Annotated in this window: 28 protein-coding genes and 3 pseudogenes; 21 read left to right on the top strand and 10 right to left on the bottom strand. The window is 26.3% G+C overall.

Going from position 1 to position 19867, the window contains the following annotated elements; all coding sequences use genetic code 4:
• Positions 1–151: 151 nt before the first annotated feature.
• The 8 genes from C6B38_RS02970 to C6B38_RS02945 all read right to left on the bottom strand — a co-directional run bounded on the left by C6B38_RS02970 (position 152) and on the right by C6B38_RS02945 (position 3215).
• Positions 152–439: a hypothetical protein gene (locus tag C6B38_RS02970; protein ID WP_105298604.1), complete on the bottom strand. Its 288-nt coding sequence runs from the start codon at positions 437–439 to the stop codon at positions 152–154.
• Complete coding sequence (locus C6B38_RS02965; protein ID WP_105298603.1) at positions 439–657, bottom strand: pentapeptide repeat-containing protein; 219 nt, start codon at positions 655–657, stop codon at positions 439–441. The genes C6B38_RS02970 and C6B38_RS02965 overlap by 1 nt, the downstream gene beginning before the upstream one ends.
• A 1-nt stretch (position 658) precedes the next feature.
• Entirely contained in the window at positions 659–796 is a 138-nt protein-coding gene (locus C6B38_RS09740) for a hypothetical protein (protein ID WP_162475809.1), read from the bottom strand.
• Between the two features lie 27 nt (positions 797–823).
• Complete coding sequence (locus tag C6B38_RS02960) at positions 824–1132, bottom strand: hypothetical protein (RefSeq protein ID WP_105298602.1); 309 nt, start codon at positions 1130–1132, stop codon at positions 824–826.
• A 2-nt stretch (positions 1133–1134) separates the two neighbouring features.
• Entirely contained in the window at positions 1135–1305 is a 171-nt protein-coding gene (locus tag C6B38_RS09735) for a hypothetical protein (RefSeq protein ID WP_162475828.1), read from the bottom strand.
• Positions 1306–1455: 150 nt separating this feature from the next.
• Entirely contained in the window at positions 1456–1740 is a 285-nt protein-coding gene (locus C6B38_RS02955) for a hypothetical protein (RefSeq protein ID WP_146693281.1), read from the bottom strand.
• Between the two features lie 513 nt (positions 1741–2253).
• Entirely contained in the window at positions 2254–2490 is a 237-nt protein-coding gene (locus C6B38_RS02950) for a hypothetical protein (protein WP_105298600.1), read from the bottom strand.
• Between the two features lie 185 nt (positions 2491–2675).
• Entirely contained in the window at positions 2676–3215 is a 540-nt protein-coding gene (locus C6B38_RS02945) for a hypothetical protein (protein WP_105298599.1), read from the bottom strand.
• 239 nt (positions 3216–3454) lie between these two features.
• On the opposite strand from C6B38_RS02945, the gene C6B38_RS02940 reads away from it, so the two are divergent.
• From C6B38_RS02940 to C6B38_RS02895, 12 genes and pseudogenes are all read left to right on the top strand, one after another.
• A complete protein-coding gene (locus tag C6B38_RS02940; protein WP_308686797.1) occupies positions 3455–4336 on the top strand; it encodes a PTS transporter subunit EIIC in 882 nt (293 codons plus the stop codon).
• On the top strand, positions 4329–4655 hold the full coding sequence (locus tag C6B38_RS02935; protein WP_105298597.1) for a PTS lactose/cellobiose transporter subunit IIA: 327 nt from the start codon (positions 4329–4331) through the stop codon (positions 4653–4655). Before C6B38_RS02940 ends, C6B38_RS02935 begins: the two co-directional genes overlap by 8 nt.
• Before the next feature lie 135 nt (positions 4656–4790).
• The gene (locus tag C6B38_RS02930; protein WP_146693280.1) at positions 4791–5051 is read left to right on the top strand and encodes a hypothetical protein; all 261 of its coding nucleotides are present in this window, start codon (positions 4791–4793) and stop codon (positions 5049–5051) included.
• Entirely contained in the window at positions 5041–5523 is a 483-nt protein-coding gene (locus tag C6B38_RS02925) for a hypothetical protein (RefSeq protein ID WP_105298595.1), read from the top strand. The genes C6B38_RS02930 and C6B38_RS02925 overlap by 11 nt, the downstream gene beginning before the upstream one ends.
• Positions 5524–5799: 276 nt before the next feature.
• Positions 5800–6348, top strand: a complete 549-nt coding sequence (locus C6B38_RS02920; protein ID WP_105298594.1) for a hypothetical protein — start codon at positions 5800–5802, stop codon at positions 6346–6348.
• Between the two features lie 323 nt (positions 6349–6671).
• Positions 6672–7622 (top strand): SelA-like pyridoxal phosphate-dependent enzyme, encoded by a 951-nt coding sequence (locus tag C6B38_RS02915; RefSeq protein ID WP_162475827.1) that lies wholly within the window; start codon positions 6672–6674, stop codon positions 7620–7622.
• Positions 7616–7765 (top strand): hypothetical protein, encoded by a 150-nt coding sequence (locus C6B38_RS09730; protein WP_162475826.1) that lies wholly within the window; start codon positions 7616–7618, stop codon positions 7763–7765. The genes C6B38_RS02915 and C6B38_RS09730 overlap by 7 nt, the downstream gene beginning before the upstream one ends.
• Positions 7765–8503, top strand: a pseudogene (dagF, locus tag C6B38_RS12310) (2-dehydro-3-deoxy-phosphogluconate aldolase). The gene C6B38_RS09730 and the pseudogene dagF overlap by 1 nt, the downstream one beginning before the upstream one ends.
• A pseudogene (locus C6B38_RS12305) lies at positions 8503–9161 on the top strand (MupG family TIM beta-alpha barrel fold protein); the annotation flags it as partial. The pseudogenes dagF and C6B38_RS12305, both read left to right, overlap by 1 nt.
• A 57-nt stretch (positions 9162–9218) precedes the next feature.
• Positions 9219–9605: a phospho-sugar glycosidase domain-containing protein gene (locus tag C6B38_RS12300; RefSeq protein ID WP_443028740.1), complete on the top strand. Its 387-nt coding sequence runs from the start codon at positions 9219–9221 to the stop codon at positions 9603–9605.
• Position 9606: 1 nt separating this feature from the next.
• The gene (locus C6B38_RS02900; RefSeq protein WP_105298591.1) at positions 9607–10764 is read left to right on the top strand and encodes an FGGY family carbohydrate kinase; all 1158 of its coding nucleotides are present in this window, start codon (positions 9607–9609) and stop codon (positions 10762–10764) included.
• Between the two features lie 47 nt (positions 10765–10811).
• Positions 10812–10994, top strand: a complete 183-nt coding sequence (locus C6B38_RS02895; protein WP_105298590.1) for a hypothetical protein — start codon at positions 10812–10814, stop codon at positions 10992–10994.
• A gap of 264 nt (positions 10995–11258) precedes the next feature.
• On the opposite strand, the pseudogene C6B38_RS12295 reads toward C6B38_RS02895, so the two are convergent.
• Positions 11259–12512, bottom strand: a pseudogene (locus tag C6B38_RS12295) (ISNCY family transposase).
• 317 nt (positions 12513–12829) lie between these two features.
• Between C6B38_RS12295 and infC the strand changes: the two are divergent.
• The 7 genes from infC (at position 12830) to C6B38_RS11025 (ending at position 17260) form a co-directional block, all read left to right on the top strand.
• Positions 12830–13360: a translation initiation factor IF-3 gene (gene infC / locus C6B38_RS02880; protein WP_105298587.1), complete on the top strand. Its 531-nt coding sequence runs from the start codon at positions 12830–12832 to the stop codon at positions 13358–13360.
• Between the two features lie 44 nt (positions 13361–13404).
• Positions 13405–13599 (top strand): 50S ribosomal protein L35, encoded by a 195-nt coding sequence (gene rpmI, locus C6B38_RS02875; protein WP_004028190.1) that lies wholly within the window; start codon positions 13405–13407, stop codon positions 13597–13599.
• A 23-nt stretch (positions 13600–13622) separates the two neighbouring features.
• Positions 13623–13982 carry a 50S ribosomal protein L20 gene (rplT, locus tag C6B38_RS02870; RefSeq protein ID WP_105298586.1) on the top strand — a complete coding sequence of 120 codons (360 nt, stop codon included), beginning with the start codon at positions 13623–13625 and terminating at the stop codon, positions 13980–13982.
• A 130-nt stretch (positions 13983–14112) separates the two neighbouring features.
• A complete protein-coding gene (uvrC, locus tag C6B38_RS02865; protein ID WP_105298585.1) occupies positions 14113–15894 on the top strand; it encodes an excinuclease ABC subunit UvrC in 1782 nt (593 codons plus the stop codon).
• A 54-nt stretch (positions 15895–15948) separates the two neighbouring features.
• Positions 15949–16704, top strand: a complete 756-nt coding sequence (locus C6B38_RS02860; RefSeq protein WP_443028739.1) for a DeoR/GlpR family DNA-binding transcription regulator — start codon at positions 15949–15951, stop codon at positions 16702–16704.
• A gap of 81 nt (positions 16705–16785) precedes the next feature.
• Entirely contained in the window at positions 16786–16908 is a 123-nt protein-coding gene (locus tag C6B38_RS11835) for a hypothetical protein (protein WP_255401057.1), read from the top strand.
• Positions 16909–17020: 112 nt separating this feature from the next.
• A complete protein-coding gene (locus C6B38_RS11025) occupies positions 17021–17260 on the top strand; it encodes a hypothetical protein (protein ID WP_233485497.1) in 240 nt (79 codons plus the stop codon).
• Positions 17261–17842: 582 nt separating this feature from the next.
• Here the strand turns inward: C6B38_RS11025 and C6B38_RS02850 are convergent.
• A complete protein-coding gene (locus tag C6B38_RS02850) occupies positions 17843–18493 on the bottom strand; it encodes a hypothetical protein (RefSeq protein WP_105298583.1) in 651 nt (216 codons plus the stop codon).
• 315 nt (positions 18494–18808) lie between these two features.
• Here C6B38_RS02850 and C6B38_RS11020 point away from each other — a divergent pair, with 315 nt between their 5' ends.
• On the top strand, positions 18809–19261 hold the full coding sequence (locus tag C6B38_RS11020) for a DUF21 domain-containing protein (protein WP_233485496.1): 453 nt from the start codon (positions 18809–18811) through the stop codon (positions 19259–19261).
• A gap of 44 nt (positions 19262–19305) precedes the next feature.
• Positions 19306–19623: a CBS domain-containing protein gene (locus C6B38_RS11015; protein WP_233485495.1), complete on the top strand. Its 318-nt coding sequence runs from the start codon at positions 19306–19308 to the stop codon at positions 19621–19623.
• Positions 19624–19867: the final 244 nt, after the last annotated feature.

Genomic DNA, 19867 nt, shown 5'->3' with positions numbered 1-19867 from the left:
ATTTATTAATCAAGCTTGTTGTCTGTATATAAATTCTGCTAATTCTTGTCCATTTTCATCAATTCATTTTTTAATATTTAATGCTTTTAAACTTAATTCTTTAAAATCATTACCTTTAATTGCAAAAGGGAAAGAAACATTTTGAACTATATTATTCATTATTTAATTTATCCTCCTTACTAGGTAATGTGTCATATTTAGATTTAGAATTATCTTTTAAAACATAGTTGTTTCTTCAAGTATTTTCTGAACAACTTGATAATATACATTTGTCAACTTTTTCACAATTTATACAATATAATTGAAATCAAAAATCTTCTTTATATAATATTTGTTGTTTTAATTTTGCAAGTTCTTTTTTAAGTGCTTCATTTTCTGCTTCAAGTGTTTCATTTTCTGCTTTAAGTTTGTTAAATTTAATTGTTTCTGTTATATTCATTATTCTTCCTCCTCAATAACAGTTAATTGTTCTAATTGTTCTTTTGTAATTTTAACCTTATCTAAATTAGCATTAGTTAAATTAGCCCAATGTAAATCAGCACTATATAAATCAGCACCTTGTAAATATAATACTTCTTCTTCTAAATAATTACTTATTTTTTGTTCTTCAACAGTAATATCTGTTAAATCTTTAATTAAATCTTGTAATGTTTTCATTTTATAATTCCTCCAAATTCTTTTCTGCAATTAAAGTATCAATATAGTCATAAGCACTTTCTTCTGAATGACATTCTTCTAATGCTTCATTAAATAAATCTTCTTCTGTGTAAACTTTGCCATCTTCATCTTTTCACATATTATTTATTCTCCTTTAATATAAGTTCTAATACTTTAATAGTTTTTTATTATTTTCAATAATTTCAGTATATTGTTTACACCTATTTAATTCTTTTTTAAGATATCCGTTAATATTTTCAGTGTTTTTTTCCACATTTTTTATTCGCTCCTTTATTGATACATAGTCGTCGCTACTTAATATTTGTAACAAGAAATTACCATCATTATCAATAATATTAATAACAGCATCTTTATCTTGTTCCTGGAATGAAATTTTATAGTAGTATTCATCATCTAATTTATTAATAATTTCTTTTTGAAATTCTGATAATTTTAAATTTCTAATTTCTTTCATAATTATTTATTTCCTTTTCATTTAATATTTTCTAAATCAATAATAGTTGTTTCAAAAAAATTTTTACTTATATTTTTAGCAGTAATCTCTGCTTCTTCTAAGGTATAAAATAATTCAGTATCTATTCAAAACATAGTTTCTGATTTTGATATTAATAAGTATCTTTTATTCATAATTTAATTCCTCCTAATTCTTTTTACCTAATGCTTAATGTTCATCAGTAATTTCATTGTGTGTAAGGATATATTTATTTTGTTTATCACATTTAAAGCAATAACCTCAATATTTTTTTTAAGACAACTATTCTTTTTCATCTTTACCTCCTAAATTATTCCTTTTATTTTTTTCTCAAATTGTAATATTTTTCATCCATCTGATGCTAAATCTAAAATATCGTTAATTTTGTAATGTTCCATATAAGAAGCAATAACACCTCATTTATCTTTAAATAAATTTAAGTACATTTTTGCTCATTCTAAACATTGAAAATCATAATGTTTTTTATGATGTGAAATACGACAATCAATAGGTTGACAATTAACTCAATCAAATGATGTTGTTATTTCATTTCAAGTTTTATTAATATATTTACTTTTATATTCCATCATTTTTTCTCCTATCTTTAACTCGCTGGCACTCACTTCCAAGTGAAAGTGCCAAATCGAGAGTTAGTTATATAAAGTATTTATCTATTTATTTACTACGCCATCCGCTTTACTGGGGTAAGCGGTGGCGGTGTTATGTTTGTTTTAGCATCTATTAAAAATCTGCAACTATATTTTTAAATTAGACGCCAGACATATATATCTTCCTTCATCCGTTCTTTTTTCAAGGAGGCAGCGCTCAGTTTTTGAAATTAAATTTACTTGCACCCATATGAAGGACCGAATGCTAATCGCAAATTTAATTTTTTGTGTCACCATCTCTATTTTTATTGTGGTTCGATGTTAGCCTTGGACACATCACCACTATCGCAAGTTATTAAAAATAATAACCAACGCCGATTTACCTCTTTACTCATACACTATTTCAGTACTTGCCTCGGGCGGCTGTGGGAATGAGTATAAACTCATGTTCTTATGGAAGCACTTAGTTATTTAAAATAACCGTCCCACTCTGCATTAAGTTGTTTTATAAAGTCAAAGTTTTAACAAACCAGTTTCTCATTCAAAGATAATTTTTGAATTTTCTAGTTTTTGATAAAATTGCTTTTGTGTTTTATCTTTTACTTTATTCAATAAATTTTTATGTTTTTCACAAGTTCATAAAACTTTATTTGATACAAATTCTTTAGTAATGAATGATATTACTTGATAACAATCATTAACATCACATATTTTTTGTTGTTTAATTATCATTACCTCCTTTTAGGAGTTGTTTTATTTCAAATAAAAAAACAACTCTAACAAGAGTTGCTTTTTTACGGGTTCATCGTACACGATGCCTATTTTTAATTTTAATATTGTCAATTTACTTTATATATTAAAAATATTTATAAAATAAAAAACAAAAAAATTTTATTGCTTTAACTAAAAAAAATTTATTATGTTTGAGAATGAACGCTCTTTATATTACCATTATTTTCTATTAAAAAAATTAAACCATTTCTATTATTTATAAATAAAGATTCATATTCATTTAAAAGTAAACTGTTAAGTGATTGAAAAAATAATATATAAAATTGTTCGTTATTTCTTCTTAATAAAGAAATAAACTCATTAGTTTCTTCATTATTTTCTACTAATTTAGAAATTATAAAATTAATTATATATATAATATTGTTATTTAAATTTTCTTCATGTAAATAAATTTGATTTATTTGTTGCATAGAATTATCTGATAAATAAAGAACTCACGGTTCAAAATTGTAACTAGTTATAGTTCTTCTAGTGTTTTGTGTAGGGAATTCAGTAATAAAAGTAGTCATTAATTCATCTTTTAAAATTTTATTTACTCCGCTTGTATTTATGATTTCAGAAGAACTTGTAGAATTAGAAAAATTATTTGGCATCATTGCCATTAAAGGTGCTACTCCGCTTGTTGTTATAGCTGTTGTTCCAATTAAACTTAAAATTTTTTTCATAACTTAATTCCTTTCTTTTTGTGTTTATTTAATACACATAATTTTATTATATTTATTTCTTGTTAATTGTCAATTTTAAAAATTTCGATTTTCTTTAAAATTCTTTTCTGCTGTTGTGTTACTTAATTTAAAAATCCTTTGGGACAGTTGTGTTACTTAATTAATAAAAAAATGGTACCATACTTTTCTAAAATTGGAAGTCAACGACATTTATTAGGAATTAGAAATGGAATTATTGCATCGTTACCTTTGCAATTATTGGTTCAACAATTGCAGTTGAAATGTATCGCGTATGTGTTAAATATCGAATTACAATTCGTTTGCCTAAACAGGTTCCTGAAGCAGTCGGAAACTCATTCCTAGCATTAGTTCCAATTATGTTTATTGCTATTATTATTGCCTTCATTCATTTTGTAGTTGGTTTTGATATGACAACATTTTTAAATGATTTTTTTAGTCCTTTTGGTTCATTTTTAGTTAAAAATATTGGTGGTGTTATCATTGTTGTCTTTTTAATTACTTTTTTATGACGATTTGGAATTCATGGGGGGAGTTTAGTTCAATCTGTTACTCATCCATTTTGAATTATTGCGTTAGATGAAAATCAAAATGCATTGCAAAATGGGAATTTAATTCAAAATGATTTTGTTGAACCATTTTTTCAGTGGTTTGCTCAATATGGTGGGGCTGGTTCAACAATTAGATTAGTTATTATTGGTTCAATTATTGCGAAGTCTAAACTAGTAAAAACAACGACCCGAACATCTTTAATTCCGATTATTTTTAATATTAATGAACCAATTTTATTTGGATTACCAATTTTAGTTAATCCTTATATGTGAGTGCCATTTGTTTTTTCACCAGTTGCTGGAGCAATTGTTGGTTTTGGGGCTCAAAAAGCAATGGGAATAAATTGAGTTGCATCCGTTCCATGGACAGTTCCGGGCCCAATTGGTGCATACTTTGCCTCAGGGGGACAATGACAAGCGATTATTACTAGTTTAATTGTTTTAGGAGTATCGCTTGCAATATGACTACCATTTGTGCTTTGGTTTGATCGGGTAACTACTAAACGAGAAACTGAAATAACAAATCAGAAAGAGGTGAAAATTAATGGATAAAATAGAACAATTAGTTAATTATTCTTTTAGTCTAATAACATATGGGGGTAATGCCAAATCGTTAGAATTAAAAGCATTGGCAAAAGCACAAACAAATGAATATGGTGTTGCACGAGAGTTAATTAATGAAGCGCACCAAGAGTTAACAAAAGTACATAAATTTCATGCGGAATTAATTCAACATGAAGCTAATGGTGAGCAATATCCAATGACAGTATTAGCTGTTCATCCCCAAGACCATTTTAATTCAGCAATTATTATTCTTGATCTTGCTGAACATTTAATTTGTTTGTATGAACGGACAGGAAAGGAAAGTTAGGATGGTTAAGACTAAAAAATATCTGTATTTTTTGCAATGATTGCTTTTTCTTGGCACTTTAATTAGTTTTACAATAATTTGAATGGATAAATGAAATTTAGGAAGTTTTTTAAAACAACTAAAAATAATAAAATTATGTTAATAATTGGATTAGTTTTTATCTTAATTGGATGATTTAATTTTATGATTAATCATCACAAACATTCTTTATGACGATGAATTGTAGTTATAATGTTGACATTAATTGGTATTATATTAATTAATGGAGTCTTAGGATTATTCTTTGGAGACACTGCACTTATTTTATTAAGTATTGATGGTTCATTAACTGAATATGATTTTCATAAAAATAAACGTAAAGTTTTAGAAACGAATGACAAAAGCGATGGAGAATAATCTTTTAGAACAAGTATATAATTATGAAAAGGCAGTCTATCAAAATACTCAACAAGAACAAAAACGAATTATGGCTGTTGCTGTTCATTTTGAAATTCCAGCAATGCCAACTGAAATTTTTGAAATTTTATATAAATTTTTAAATCAAGATGCTAAAACTAAAATTACAAAAGATAGTTCAACTGGGCAAGTATTTATTCGAAAGTTCAATAATCAAACTTTGCATTATGTTTTAACCAAAAATCATTATACAAAGGAAATTGAATTAGCAACTTTTATTGACATGAATTTATTTAAAATTAATTTTGATTTAATTAAAGTTAATAATGTTAATAGTGAAATTGTTTATACTGAATCTTGACGTTGACCAACGGCATTAAAAATAAAATATCGTCAAAAGAAATTATTTAAGCAAAAAGTAAAAGATAAAGGTTATGAAATTAAAACGAGTATTTTTGAGCAACTAAAATAAGAATAGTTGGAGACCAAAATGTACTTATTAAAGCATGTCCGAGATGTTAATAATAATGTTTTAAATATAGTTATTACTGGCGATAAAATTACTGCTATTTTGTCAAAAAATGAGCTTAGTAATTTTTAAAGGAATAATAATACTTGTAAAATTATAAACTTTGAACCAGATACATATGTTAGTTATGGTTGAATTGATTTACATACACATTGTTATTCTAAAAGTCCAATTTACTATGCTGACCCAGATCAAATAGGTTATCAGCAAGGTGTTTGTTTGCTTATTGATGCTGGTAGTATTGGAATCAATGATCTTGATAATTTTTATCAGATTGCAAAAGAATATCAAACCCCAATTCGAAGCTTATTAAATGTTTCCGCAATTGGTCTTAGTAAACAGAATGAATTAAGTAATAGTGCTTATCTTTTACTTGATGAATATTTGGAAACGATAAAGAAGTATCAAGATTTTATTATTGGGGCAAAAATAAGATTAAGTTCTAGTGTTGTTGGTGATACTGGAGTTAATTCATTAGTTCGCTTTAACCAAGCAAGGTTAAAAATTTCCCGTCATTTTCCATTAATGGTACATTTAGGAAATACTCCTCCCCATTTTGCAAGTATTATTAATAATTTAACGCGTGGTGATATTATTACGCATGTTTTTCATCAAAAAAATTATGAAATATTTAATGCTAAAGGAGCACCAACTGTTGCAACGCTTAATGCAAAAAACCAAGGAATTTATTTTGATTTAGAACATGGCAGTGAAAGTTTTAGTTATTTGCGAGCTGAAAAAGTATTTAATAAAAAAATAGATTATTAGTAGTGATATTTATTATCAAAATAAAAATAATAATATTGTCACAAGTCTAGCAATGGTGATGAGTAAAATGCTAAAACTAGGCTATACATTAGCCAATGTTATTGCAAAAGTAACAAGTAAACCTGCTTAAATTTTCAATTTTAAAACAATGGGGAAAATTAAAATTGGTAATCAAGCTAATTTAACATTTTTTAAAGTAATTAATAAAAAAGTAACAGTACTTGATAGTTATCAACATGAAATAGTACTTGATTAAGTTATTGAGCCAATTAGAACAATCATTAATGGAAAAATATTATGGTAAGAAAGCAAAGGTGAATAAAATGGAGGCAAAAAATATATATCAAAAATTAGGATGTCAGCAAGTGATTAATGCTTGTGGGTATATGACAAAGTTAGGAACTAGTACTGTCAAACCTCTAGTTCTACAGCAAATGAATGAAGCAAGTCAAAACTTTGTTGTTATTGAAGAATTATATCAAATTATTAATAAAAAGATTACATCATTACTTAAAGTTGAAGCAGCTCAGCCAGTAAATAGTGCCGCAAGTGGGATTGCACTTAGTTGTGCCGCAATTATCTATAAAACTAATTTTTTAGATGTTTATCAATCTGTTGAACAAAATGAAATTATTATTCCCAAAGGACATAATATTAATTTTGGTGCACCAATTGAAATGATGATGAAAGTTGGCGGAGCAAAAGTTGTTGAAGCAGGTTGATCAAATGGATGTACAAAAGATGATATTATTAGTAAAATTACTAATAAAAAAGCACGATTATTATATGTTGTTTCCCACCATTGTGTTCAAAAGAATATGATTAGTTTATCAGAGTATTTAGCAGTTGCACGATTATATCATTTACCAGTAATTGTTGATTGTGCGGCCGAAGATAACTTACAAAAATATTGTGATTTAGATTTATGAATTCTAAGTGGAGCAAAAGCTTTAAATGGTCCAACTTCTGGCCTAGTACTGGGGAAAAAAGAATATATTTATAATCTAAAACATCATTTCAAAGGAATTGGACGGACAATGAAAATAGGGAAGGAAAATATTATTGGACTATTATGTGCTTTAGAAAACTATTTAAATAATTCACAACATCAGAACAATACTTTTTCAGCCTTAGAAACATTAATTACTAAAATAAATAATAACAAATATTTTGTGGCTTCATTAGGACAAGATACAGTTCGCAAAATTAATCGTTGCCGAATTAGTCTGTTAAATGAAAATATTGAATTATTAAAAAAATTAATCAGATGTTAAAACATAGTAATCCAGCAATTAGTTTGCGTGATTATCAACTTAATGAGGGATATTTAAAAATTGATCCAAGAACATTAACTAATTTAAATGAATTAGACATAATTTATAAGAAAATGATAGAAATCATAAAGGAGATAAAATAATGACAGAAATAAAATACTATCAAAACAGAATATGTTTAAATGTGTTAGCATCTGATCTTGAAAATGCTCATCAAGTTTATCAAGCTGCTGAAGGATGTGTTTTGATTGGTTTACTATCAAAAGATTATGTTTCAACAAAAGAAGCAGTTGTCGATATGAAAAGATACCAGAAGGAATTAAATAACTCAATTAGTGTTGTATTAGGAGCTGGTGATAGTAATCAGTGACGAATGGTTACTGAAATCAGTAAGGAAGTACAACCACTTTACATTAATCAAGTATTTCCTGCTGTTGGTTTTACCAGGGGAGTTATTAATAATAATTTTACTAATATTAATTGTTTAGTATCACTAATCTGGGATTGTTGGTAAAGTAAAAATTAATACTGGACCATTGAGTAGTAAATATGCTCCGGCGATTGTTGATATTGCAACAGTGATTGCCATAATTAAGGATATGGGTGGTAATAGTATTAAATTTTTTCCAATGCGTGGATTAGAAACAATTGAAGAATATCGTGCTGTTGTTCAAGCATGTGTTGAAGCAGATTTTATTCTTGAACCAACGGGTGGAATTGATTTAACAAATTTTCAAGAAATTATACAAATTGCTGTTGATATGGGTATTAAAAAAATTATTCCCCACATTTATTCATCAATAATTAATTCTGTGACAAAAACTACTAATGTTGATGATATTAAAAAATTAATGAAAATGATTAATGAGGTATTAAAATAATGGCAGAATTAGGAATTTCGCTATATACCGATAAAGCAACAGCAAAGGAATGCAAAGAGTATTTAGTATTAGCAAAAAAATATTATTTTACAAAATTGTTTGTTAATTATATTGGGATTGAAAAAAATCAAATGAAATGCAAGAAAAGTTTAAAGAAGTTTTAAATTATGGAAAAACTTTAGGATACGATGTGATTTTAGATGTTAATCCCGAGACATTTAAGAATTTAAACATTAATTTAAATAAATTAGACTTATCATATTTTAATCAATTAGGAGCGACAACCTTACGGTTAGATGGTAATTTTGACGGTTTAACTGAAGCATTATTAAGTACTAATAATGATAATATTAAAATTCAATTAAATGCTTCGTTAATGAATAAAACAATCAGTAATATTATTTCTTATGGTGCTAATCCTCTTAACTTATCAGCGCTTCATAACTTTTACCCCCAGGAATATTCAGGGTTAGATCAAGATTTATTTAATTTTTTTAGTAAAAAATGGCGGTCATTTGGAATTAAATTAGGAGTTTTTATTACTTTAGATGGTGCTGCACAAACTGGTCCATGGGATATTAATGATAATTTACCAACTTTAGAATCACATCGTTATTTACCTCTTGATTTACAACTTCGTCATTTTTTAGCAATACAATACTTTGATTTTATTTTAATTTCAACACAATTTGCCACAGAAGAACAGTTAAAATGCTTGCGTGATAATAATTTTAATCTTTTAACATTTAAAGTCCAATTGGATAAAGATATTACTAGTCTTGAAAAAGAAATTTTACTTAAACATGACCATTATATTCGTGGCGATTTATCTGCTTTCATTGCGCGAAGTACGGTTCCACGCAAAACATATCTAAATGATTCAGTACCACCACGTGATTTTTTACACAAGTATTTTCAACCTGGCGATATTGTAATGCCAAATGATAAGTATTTAAAATACAAAGGTGAAGTTCAAATTGTTCGTAAACAAATTAAAAATGATGGGAGACGAAATTATTTTGGTAAACTACCATCATCAGATTGCATTCTCCTTGACTTTATTAAACCATGACGAGCATTTAAAATAATTGAGGTTAAATAATATGAAACCAGAAATTGTTATTGCAGTTGATATTGGAACAACAACCTTAAAACTAATTGCATTTGATCAAAATGGCAGAATTATTGATTCTGAATTTTATCAATATGAAATTCAACTAACAACGGCACTAGTAATGCAAAATTTAAATGAATTAGTAACAAATTTTCAATTATTATTGGAGCAATTAACTCAAAGACTTTCGCAACAGTATTTAATTATTAATATTACTTTTAGTTGTGCTATGCACTCATTTTTACTGTTAGATCATAACCATCACCCAATCTCTGATATTATTTTATGGACAGATCCTCATTCATTTGGGGAACTAGAAATTCCGGTCGATCTTTTTCATCAAAAAACAGGAATGTTTAGAGGGGGTTTTCTACCCGCATTTAAATTAGGCTATATTCATTTTGAGATGCAAAAATGATGAACAAAAATTGCTAAAGTTGTTTCAATTAAAGAGTATTTAATTTATTTATTAACAGAGCAATTTGTAATTGATTATGCAATGGCAAGTGGAACAGAATTATTTAATTTACAAACAAGAAACTGAGATCAAGAAATTTTGACAATGTTAAAAGTTTCTGAAAAGTGACTAAGTAAGCTTGTTTCACCACAAACTGTTTTAAGAATTATTAATAAAAGATGAAATCTGCCTGAACAATTAGATATTGTTGTTGGGACAGCTGATGGTATTAGTGCTAATTTAGCAACGGGTTATTATGATCAAGACATATTAACAATTAGTTTAGGAACATCAACTGGTTGTCGATATTTTTGGTTTACAATACCTTCAAAAATTCCGACGAATGAATATTTTATGCTATTTGATGAAGAAATTTATATGCGTGGGTTTACTTCTTCAAATGGAGTTAATAATTTTAATTGATTTCTACAGCAGCAAGATTATTCATTAAATTTTGCCCTTACTAAATTTGCAAAGCAAATTGCAGAACAGTCTCTAACAAATGATTTTTACTTTCCATATTTAGTGGAAGAACGAATTTGAAAAAAATATGACCATGAAAAATTTTATTTAACAACAGCAGCAATTGAACCAAAACAATTAATTCAAATTGTTGTTGAAGGAATTCTTTTTAATTGTAAAAGTATTATTGATAATTTAGCACAAAAAAATGAACAAAAATTTGTTTAGCTGGTGGTTTCTTTATCAACTTTTTAATAGTAGAACTATTTAGTAAAATGGTAAATTTTCCGGTTGTCAAATTATTAACATCTGAATTATCAGCTCAATGAGCAGTTTTTATTGGTTTTTTAGCAGCAAAACGTTTTAAAAGTTATAGGGATGTTGAGAAATGACAAAATCAAGATTTGCAAATTAAAAATTTGATTGATAAAGCATTATTTATAAAATATCAAGAATAAAGTAGTTATCGCAAAAAACTTTATCAAAAGTAGTAGGTACTTTTTTTCAAGTTTAATAACATTAATTTAATATTTTTCCCTGATTGATATTTAATGTCACCATTTTTATGGGTAAAAACTAATTTGTAAATAAGTTTCTTTGTTTGAGGAATAATTGTTGTTATTCCAAATAAAATTTATCGTTAAAAGTTCCAACTATTTCTTACCATCTTCATTAAAATTCTTATTAATATTATGTCAATATTTAGCTAAAATTTCGTAAATTTATTTAATTGATAATTCTTTCATAGTATATCTTTCAGTTCATGGATGATTTGATTTGGGTTTATGAGCTTTAGATTTTGGTAATGTTTTTTCTGTATTTTTAACTGTTGGAATATATTCTAATAGATTATAAATTTTGTTTTCATACTTAAGATACAATGTTTTATCAAATGCATTAATTATTGTAACATTTGTTTTTGAATTAAAAACTTTTAGTTTTTTATTATCATAAGCTAAGTACTTTTTATTTGCATAACTAATTGATGATCCATTATCTGTTCTTCTTGTTGAAGTTATTGATAAAAGTAAATTAATTTTATCACTTTCTGGTGCATCAACGAAAGCAGAATTGTTATAATCAATGGGAAGAGCAAAGTGTTTATTGAATTTAGGCAGAAATTCTTTTAAGAACTTATTTGCTTCTTCAAGAGTAGTTACTTTTGCAAGACTTAATTCATTTTTTAGACGATCTTGTAAAGTACCTCATAACCATTCAATTCGACCTTTTGTTTGAGAAATTGAAGTAGTTATGATTTCGACACCTAATTCATTACAGCATCTGCTGAATTGATTAAAGGTGTCTTTTTCTTCGTTTTTACTATTATTTTTTTGATAAGTAAAAATTGTTCGCTTATCTGTATTAAAATGTCATAGGAATACCATAGTTTTTTAAAATTTGATATAAAACATTATAATAACCATTTAAGGTTTCTTGATAATCAAAATATAATCCAACAACTGTATTTGTTGCATCATCAATAGCACCATGTAAAAATATTTTAGGATGATTTATTCCTAGTCATAAATGTTCACTAGCATCAGCTTGTAATAATTCCCCAAAACATTTGCGGCGTTCTCTTAAAGGATGTGATTTATCTTTTTTTTCTTAATTTCTGTTTTCTAGGAGATTTTATTTAATTTAGAGACATTAAGTTGTACAAAACTGAATAAGAAATTTTTATTTTTTCATTTTCAAGTAATTTTTCTTTAAAATGTATAAAATTAAAATCAATATATTTAGTTTTGTAAAGATTAAGAATATTTTCACAAATTTCTGGTTTTGTTTTGTTATATGCTGTTCTACCACGTGAATGATGGGCAAAGAAAGTCATATTTTGTGTATCATAAATTTTCATTAATTGTTCAATTCTACGAATAGACAAATCTAAAATTTTAGCAGCACGTTTTTTTGTTATTTCATTATTAATAACTTTTCCAATAGTTTTATATTTATGTTTTTCTGTCATTGTTAATTTTCTTTCCATAGTTATCACCAAATTAATAATATAAATAATTGCGAAATTTTTGCTAGATAGCTATTACGAAATTATCAAAAAATAAGGACAAATTATTATTAATATTATTGACTAAATTTGAAAAACATCATATAATTAATATTGAAAAATGTTAAAGTAGTTAATGCTCACCTATGCCCTTTAGTGTGGTTAATAGGTTTTACAAGATAAAATTAAAGTTTTTAATGATTATTTTAATCATTTAAGAAGATAATTCTTGTTAATGAAAGCGCTACTTTTAAGCGTTTTTTTAATTAATTAAAATGGAGGTATTGGATGAATCAACCCACTAAAAACAATAAAAATATCGAGCAAGTAAATTATGATATTAGAGCACGTGAAGTTTTAATTATTTTAGATGATGGCAACAAAGTTGGTCCTTTAGGGAGAAATGAAGCAATTCGTTTTGCTGAAGAAAAAGGTTTAGATTTATTGTTGGTATCAGTTGCTTCAAATCCACCGGTAGCAAAATTGGTTGATTATGGAAAATATAAATACGAACAAAAGAAAAAAGAAAAAGAAAATAAGAAAAATCAACATATAACTGAAAATAAAGAGATGCGTTTACGAACAGGAATTGGTGAACATGATTTGGAATTTAAAGCAAAAAAAGTGCGTGAATTTCTAACTGATGGGAATCGTGTTAAAATTTCTTTAAAGTTTCGTGGTCGAGAAGTTGTTAGACCTGAATATGGAAAAGAAACATTAGATAAGTTTTTTAGTTATATTGAAGATTTGGCAAAGATTGAAAAAGAACCACAATTAAATGGCTTGTTTTTAGATATGTATGTTGTACCAAAAAAATAATTAATTAAATTAACTTTTAAAAGAAAGGACAAGGAGAAAAATTTATGCCAAAAATGAAAACAAAAAAATCTTTAGCAAAAAGAGTCAAAGTAACAGGAACAGGAAAATGAAAGATTGCGCATGCATATACTTCACATTTAGCCCAAAATAAAACAACAAAACAAAAGCGTCATTTACGTAAAGCTGGTTTAATGGATCAAACTGATCAAAGTCGATTAAAACAATTATTACAAGGATAAAGAAAAGAAGGGAGTATTAACAAATGGCAAGAGTTAAAGGCGGATCAACAACAAGAAAACGTCGTAAAAAAATTATTAAAGAAGCAAAAGGATATTTTGGAACAAAATCAACGCATTACAAAAAAGCAAAAGAGCAAGTAATGAAATCATGAGCATATGCCTTTCGTGATCGTAAACAACGTAAAAGAGATTTTCGTTCATTATGAATTCAAAGAATTAATGCTGCAGTACGTGAACATGATATGTCATATTCACAATTTATGAATGGTTTAAATAAAAATAACATTGAAGTAAATCGTAAAATATTATCAGAATTAGCAATTCATAATCCAAATGAATTTAAAGTATTAGTAGAAAAATCAAAACAAGCGTTAAAAAATTAACAAAACTACTTTTCTGAAAAGTAGTTTTTTATTTTCTTAAATAGATTATTACTTTTTATTTTTTATGATAAGTTGCTAATTGTTTTAATTAATCATAAAATATTAACAAAAATAAGGGGAAAAATAAAAAATGTCAGAAAAGTTATCGTTAAAAGAACAAGTTGAAATTTTACCAGCCAAACCAGGGTGTTATTTATTTTACAATAATTATCATCAAGTATTATATGTTGGAAAAGCAAAAAACTTACGAAGTCGGGTTAGTTCTTATTTTAACAAAGTTTATAATTATAAAACAACTCGTTTAGTTCAAGAAATTGTTCGTTTAGAAACAATTATTACAAAAACTGAAAAAGAAGCATTAATTTTAGAACATAACTTAATTAAACAGTATAAACCAAAGTATAATATTTTGTTAAATGATGATAAACATTATCCTTATATTGTAATTACAAAAGAAAAAGATCCCCAATACTTATATGTTCGTAATGTTCACCAAAAGTATGCCCGTTATTATGGACCATTCCCTGAGGGAAGTCATGCGCGGGAAATTATTAAAGTTTTAGAACGATTATATCCTTTACGTCGTTGTAAAGGAAATCTTGGAAAACCTTGTCTTTATTATCATATTAATCAATGTTCAGGTGCTTGTTTTAAAACAGTATCTCCGGACTATTACATAAAAATGATTAAAAAAGTCCATAGTTTTTTTAAAGGTAATTTTACTGAAACAAAAAAAATGTTAGAAAAACGAATGTTGCAAGCAGCAGATAATTTACAATTTGAAGAAGCACATAAATTAAAACTTTTAATTCGAAATTTAGATTGAACTTTGTCATCACAAACAGTTGAAATGTTAAATCAAAATGATAATTTAGACGTTATTAGTTTGTATCAAACTGCTGAACATTTAGTTTTAACAACTTTATTTTATCGTGCTGGAAAATTAAGTTATAAAGATTATGAATATTACCATCTTGATTTTGCCGAAGATTGCCAAGAATTATATCGCTTATACTTACAAAATATTTATCAAAAAAATATTTTTCCAACAAAAATAATTGTTAATGAGATAATTGCATTGCCAGAATTAAATTTGTTATTTGATAATCGTGTTTTTCATCCTAAAACACCAATTGAAAAAACAATTATGAAATTGGCGACTGAAAATAGTTATGAATCTTATGTACAATATCAGACAACTGCTCAACGAGAATTAAATAATGTTGAAGTTTTAAAAGAATTACAAATGCTTTTAGATTTATCCGAATTGCCATATTTAATTGAGATGATTGATATTGCTAATATTAATGATGAATTTGTGACTGGTGGTGTTATTGTTTATAAAAATGGTCGACTATCACGAAATGATTATCGTAAATATAATTTAGAAATTCCGGATCAAGATGATACGCATCGTATTGCAGCTGTTGTTACGCGTCGTTATCAAAAAGTTATTCAAGAAAAACAAGCCCTTCCTAATTTAATTATTATGGATGGTGGGATTCAACAAGTAAATGCTTGTTTAAAAGAACTAGCAAAATTAGATTTAGCAATTCCCGTGATTGGGTTAGTTAAAAATAATCAACATAAAACTGATCATTTGCTTAATTTGAAAAAAGAAAAAATATATTTAGATAAAAGTAGTCGTTTATTTTTATTTTTAACAAGAATACAAGATGATGTTCATCATTTTGCAATTACTAGTTTTCGTCGTCGGCAAACAAAAGCTTTGACAACAAGTATTTTAGAAACAATCCCAGGATTTGGTAAACAACGAATTAAATTATTAAATCACCATTTTGAAAGTATTGGTGCGATTAAAAAAGCAAGTGATGCTGAATTATATCAAGTATTGCATAGTAAAAAACTTATTGAAAATTTAAGAAAATTTTTGGAACATTTTGGTAAATAACTTTTTTTGGGTATAATAATTAAGAATAGAATTAAACAATGAAAGGAGTAGAGAATCATCCATCGAGTCCAACGAAAAGATTTATTATTAGCATATTTGTGTCAAAAACTTTTTCACGAAATGAATCATGTTCTTGAATATGTTCAAAAATATAATATTTCAGCAACAACTGCGCGCCGTGATTTAAAAGAACTTGAAAATGAAGGGATTATTACTATGTCTTATGGCGGTATTAATTTTTTGGGAGTTCATAATAAAACATGTAACATTAATGTTCGAGCAAGTGGTATTAATTTTGATAAAAAAATGATTATCGGAAAAAAGTTAACAAATTTGTTAGAAAAAAATGATGTTATTTTTGTCGGAGCAGGATCAACTTGTGAAATTTTTGTTACTTTAATTGATAAACCCATAAAAATTGTCACTAATTCATTTCGAATTTTACAATTGGCAAAAGATAATCCTAATGTTCAATATAATGTCTTATTTGGAGGCAAATTACGAGAAAAATCACAAGCTTTTTATGGTTCGTTTTGTGAAGAAAGTTTATCATTAATTCAATTTTCAAAAGTTATTTTTTCAGCAAATACAATTGATAAAACTGGAAGTGTGTTCAAAAGTAATGAAGAAGAAGCACGGGTTGAATTAGCAGCCTTAGCCCGGGTTCAAGTTAAAATTTTGTTAGTTGATAGTACGAAATTTGATAAAATTGGATTTTTTAAATTTTATGACGTTAAAGATGTTTCATATTTAGTAACTGACAGACCGGAAGTTATTAAACAATATTATTTTAATGTTAAAGTAATATAAAACTTTGTTATTAAACAAAGTTTTATATTTGCAAGGAAAAGTCAACTTAAGATGTTAATTTTTGCTTGAAAGGAGGTTAAAATGGATTTAAATAATGTTCAACATATATGTAATCAAATTGAAAAGTTTGAATTTGAAAAATTATTTACTGTTCTAGCAAAAATTGAGGAAGTAGTAAAAGACCGTACCGATGAGGTAGATTAGGAAAATATTTTCATTAAACTCTCAATTTTTTTTCATTCCATTGTTATCCAAATTTTATTAAAATCTAATTGAAATCTGAGGGATTAAACCATGGAATAAATAGGTGGGTAATATGCAATTAAAAACTAATATTCTTGAGAAGTTAGAAGAAATTATTAATCGTAATGATGATACTGTTAATGGTATTATTGCACAAGCTATTTTAAATTTTGCTAAAGTATCAAATGAGAATTTTATCATTAATGATGTTGCAGAAACATCACATACAAGTGTTTCATCGGTGACAAAGTTTTGTAAAAGTTTAGGTTTTACAGGCTGAAAAGAATTTTATATTTTTTTCGTTATGAATTAGATAATTTAAAAAAACTTAATCAGTTTTATCGTCTTAATCCATCAAAAAATACCGTTACTGACTTAGTATCAAACCATAGTGCAATGATGACAAAATTATTAAATGAAAATTTATCATCAATTTTAGAATTAAAAACAATGCTAAAAACAACAAAAAAATTTATTTAATTGGTGAACATACACATTTGGATTTATTAACTAATTTTTATCATCAATTGCTGGGAATTGGTTTTGATGTAAGTGTAACAACACACGAATTTATTTCTAAGAAATTTTTATAATGATTAACAGATGAAAATATTGTAATTTGAATTATTATTGATACAGATCAAACTTATTTATTTAATGTTTTAAAACATACTGATAAAACCTTGCCATTAAATAATATTAAATTTATTTTAAAAGAGAATTCACCGATTATAGAGACTAATTTAACAACAAAAGCACCAATTATTATTAATGATCGGCGCAAAATGTATAGTATACCCACCAAATTATTTACAATCATTTATTTATTATTTTTAATGCAATTTTAACAATGATTAATTAAAAAAATACCCAGCAAGTTGTCTGATTATTTTTTTTATTCTGATTTATTATGATCAGTATCTCAATCTTCTAAAACCATATGTTTAATAAAACGATTCATTCATAAGTCAAAATTGGCCCCTGTTTCTAAGTTTCCAACTTCACCAGTTTCAAACCCAACATAATTTGCATTTTTAATATAAACATAAGTTGGTGTTCCAGTTAAACCTAATGAATCAGCAGTAATTGTTTTATCAATTTCCCCATTAATTTTATGAGCATTTCGTTCTTGTGTTACAATTCAATCAGCAATATTTTTTGCTCATTTTTCTTTTCAAATACCATTATAATCTTTAATGTTGTCAGTAACAATTAAACGCGTGTTTTTAATTTTTTCTTGTTCATCAGAACTAATAGGATATGTATTCAAAGCATATTGTGTACCAAACCCACCGGCTAAATACTTATCATATTTATCATTACCATAGCCATTTTTATTATATAAATCTGGAATTGTTGTATCCGTTGTGTTTTGACAATGAATGCAATTTTTTGCTGAAACCATAAAAATAAAGCTTTCTTTATTGTTTATACCATTCATAAATTGGATATAATAATTCATATTTTTGTTTGAACAAGCTATCGTGGTTGTTGCTATTGTTGCTGTGAGTATCATTGCTGCCATTGTACTTAGCAGTTTTTTCATTTCTATTCCTCCCCAAGAATTATTTTATTTTATATAATTGTCTATTTATAACTATACATTATTTTTTATATTTTTAAAGTTAAATCTAAATATTTTTATGTTATTATTTAGTAGATAATTAAGGGAGAAAAGTATATAATTATAGAAAATAATACAATTTTTAAAGAAGAGTAAATGATGATGGATATGACCACCGCGTTGGTTGTGTTACTTCCAATAATAATTATTTTATTAATTTTTTCAATTTTTTTTCAGCTTCAGAAACAGCTATTACCTCAATTAATGTTATTCGTTTAAAACAAATGGCAAAAAAGAATGTTAGCAAACGGAAAAAACAGCACAAATAAAACAATTCGTCGTGCGAAACAAGTTTATAAATTGGTAAAAGATTATGACCGTACTTTAGCAACTATTTTAATTGCGAATACTTTAATTAATACGGCCTTACCAACAATTGGAACTTTATTTTTTGCATCTTTAATTGTTAATGCTGAAACAGCAACATGAGTAGTGACAGGAGTTATTGGTTTAACTGTTTTAATTTTTGGTGAATTATTACCAAAAACAATTGCTAAAGCTTTTCCGGAAAATTTTTCAATTTTTTCAGCCTATATCTTATGAATTTGAAAAATTTTGTTTTATCCTTTTACTTGATTATTAACCCTTCATAAACAAAAAAATGGTGTTTTAACCACAGAAAATGAATTATTAGAATTAATTTCAACAATTGAATCCGAAGGTGTTTTAGAAAAAATGAAAAAGAACTAATTGAATCAGCAATCACTTTTGATGAAAAAACAATTGGTTCAATTATGACAGCAAAAGAAAAAGTTAAAACAATTTATAGCAATATATCATTGCGAGAATTACAGCGGTTTTATAAACAAGAACGTTTTACTCGCATTCCAGTCTTAGCTCCGGAAACTGAAAAAGTAATTGGAATTTTAAACATTAAAGATGTTTTTATTGCTGTTATTGATCATCAAGAAGTTGATATCAAAAGTTTAGTTTCTGAACCAATTTTTTTCTCCCGCTATTTAAAATTAGATGATGCCTTAGAATTATTTCAACAAGAGCAAGTCCATATAGCAGTTGTTAGTACCAATGAAGACAGTAATTTGACTGTATAAAAAAAGTAGGGTATAAAAATATAAAGAAATTAAATAAGAATAATTAAACCATTTACTAAAATGGTTTTTTTATTTGAAAAAACCTAAAATAACTAATTGATTCAAAACAAGGACAGCATCTTTATATATTTATAATTTTTAAAATAATAAAAAAGTTGTTTCCTTTCTGAAAAAAACCATATTAAATTAAGAAATTAGTAAATAATACACATACTAACTTAGTAAAGGTGTTGTCCTTGTTTTG

The organism is Spiroplasma sp. ChiS (assembly GCF_002968355.1).
In the GTDB taxonomy this organism is placed as follows: Bacteria; Bacillota_I; Bacilli_A; order Mycoplasmatales; family Mycoplasmataceae; genus Spiroplasma; species Spiroplasma citri.
This window is presented reverse-complemented; position numbering and strand designations above follow the sequence as displayed.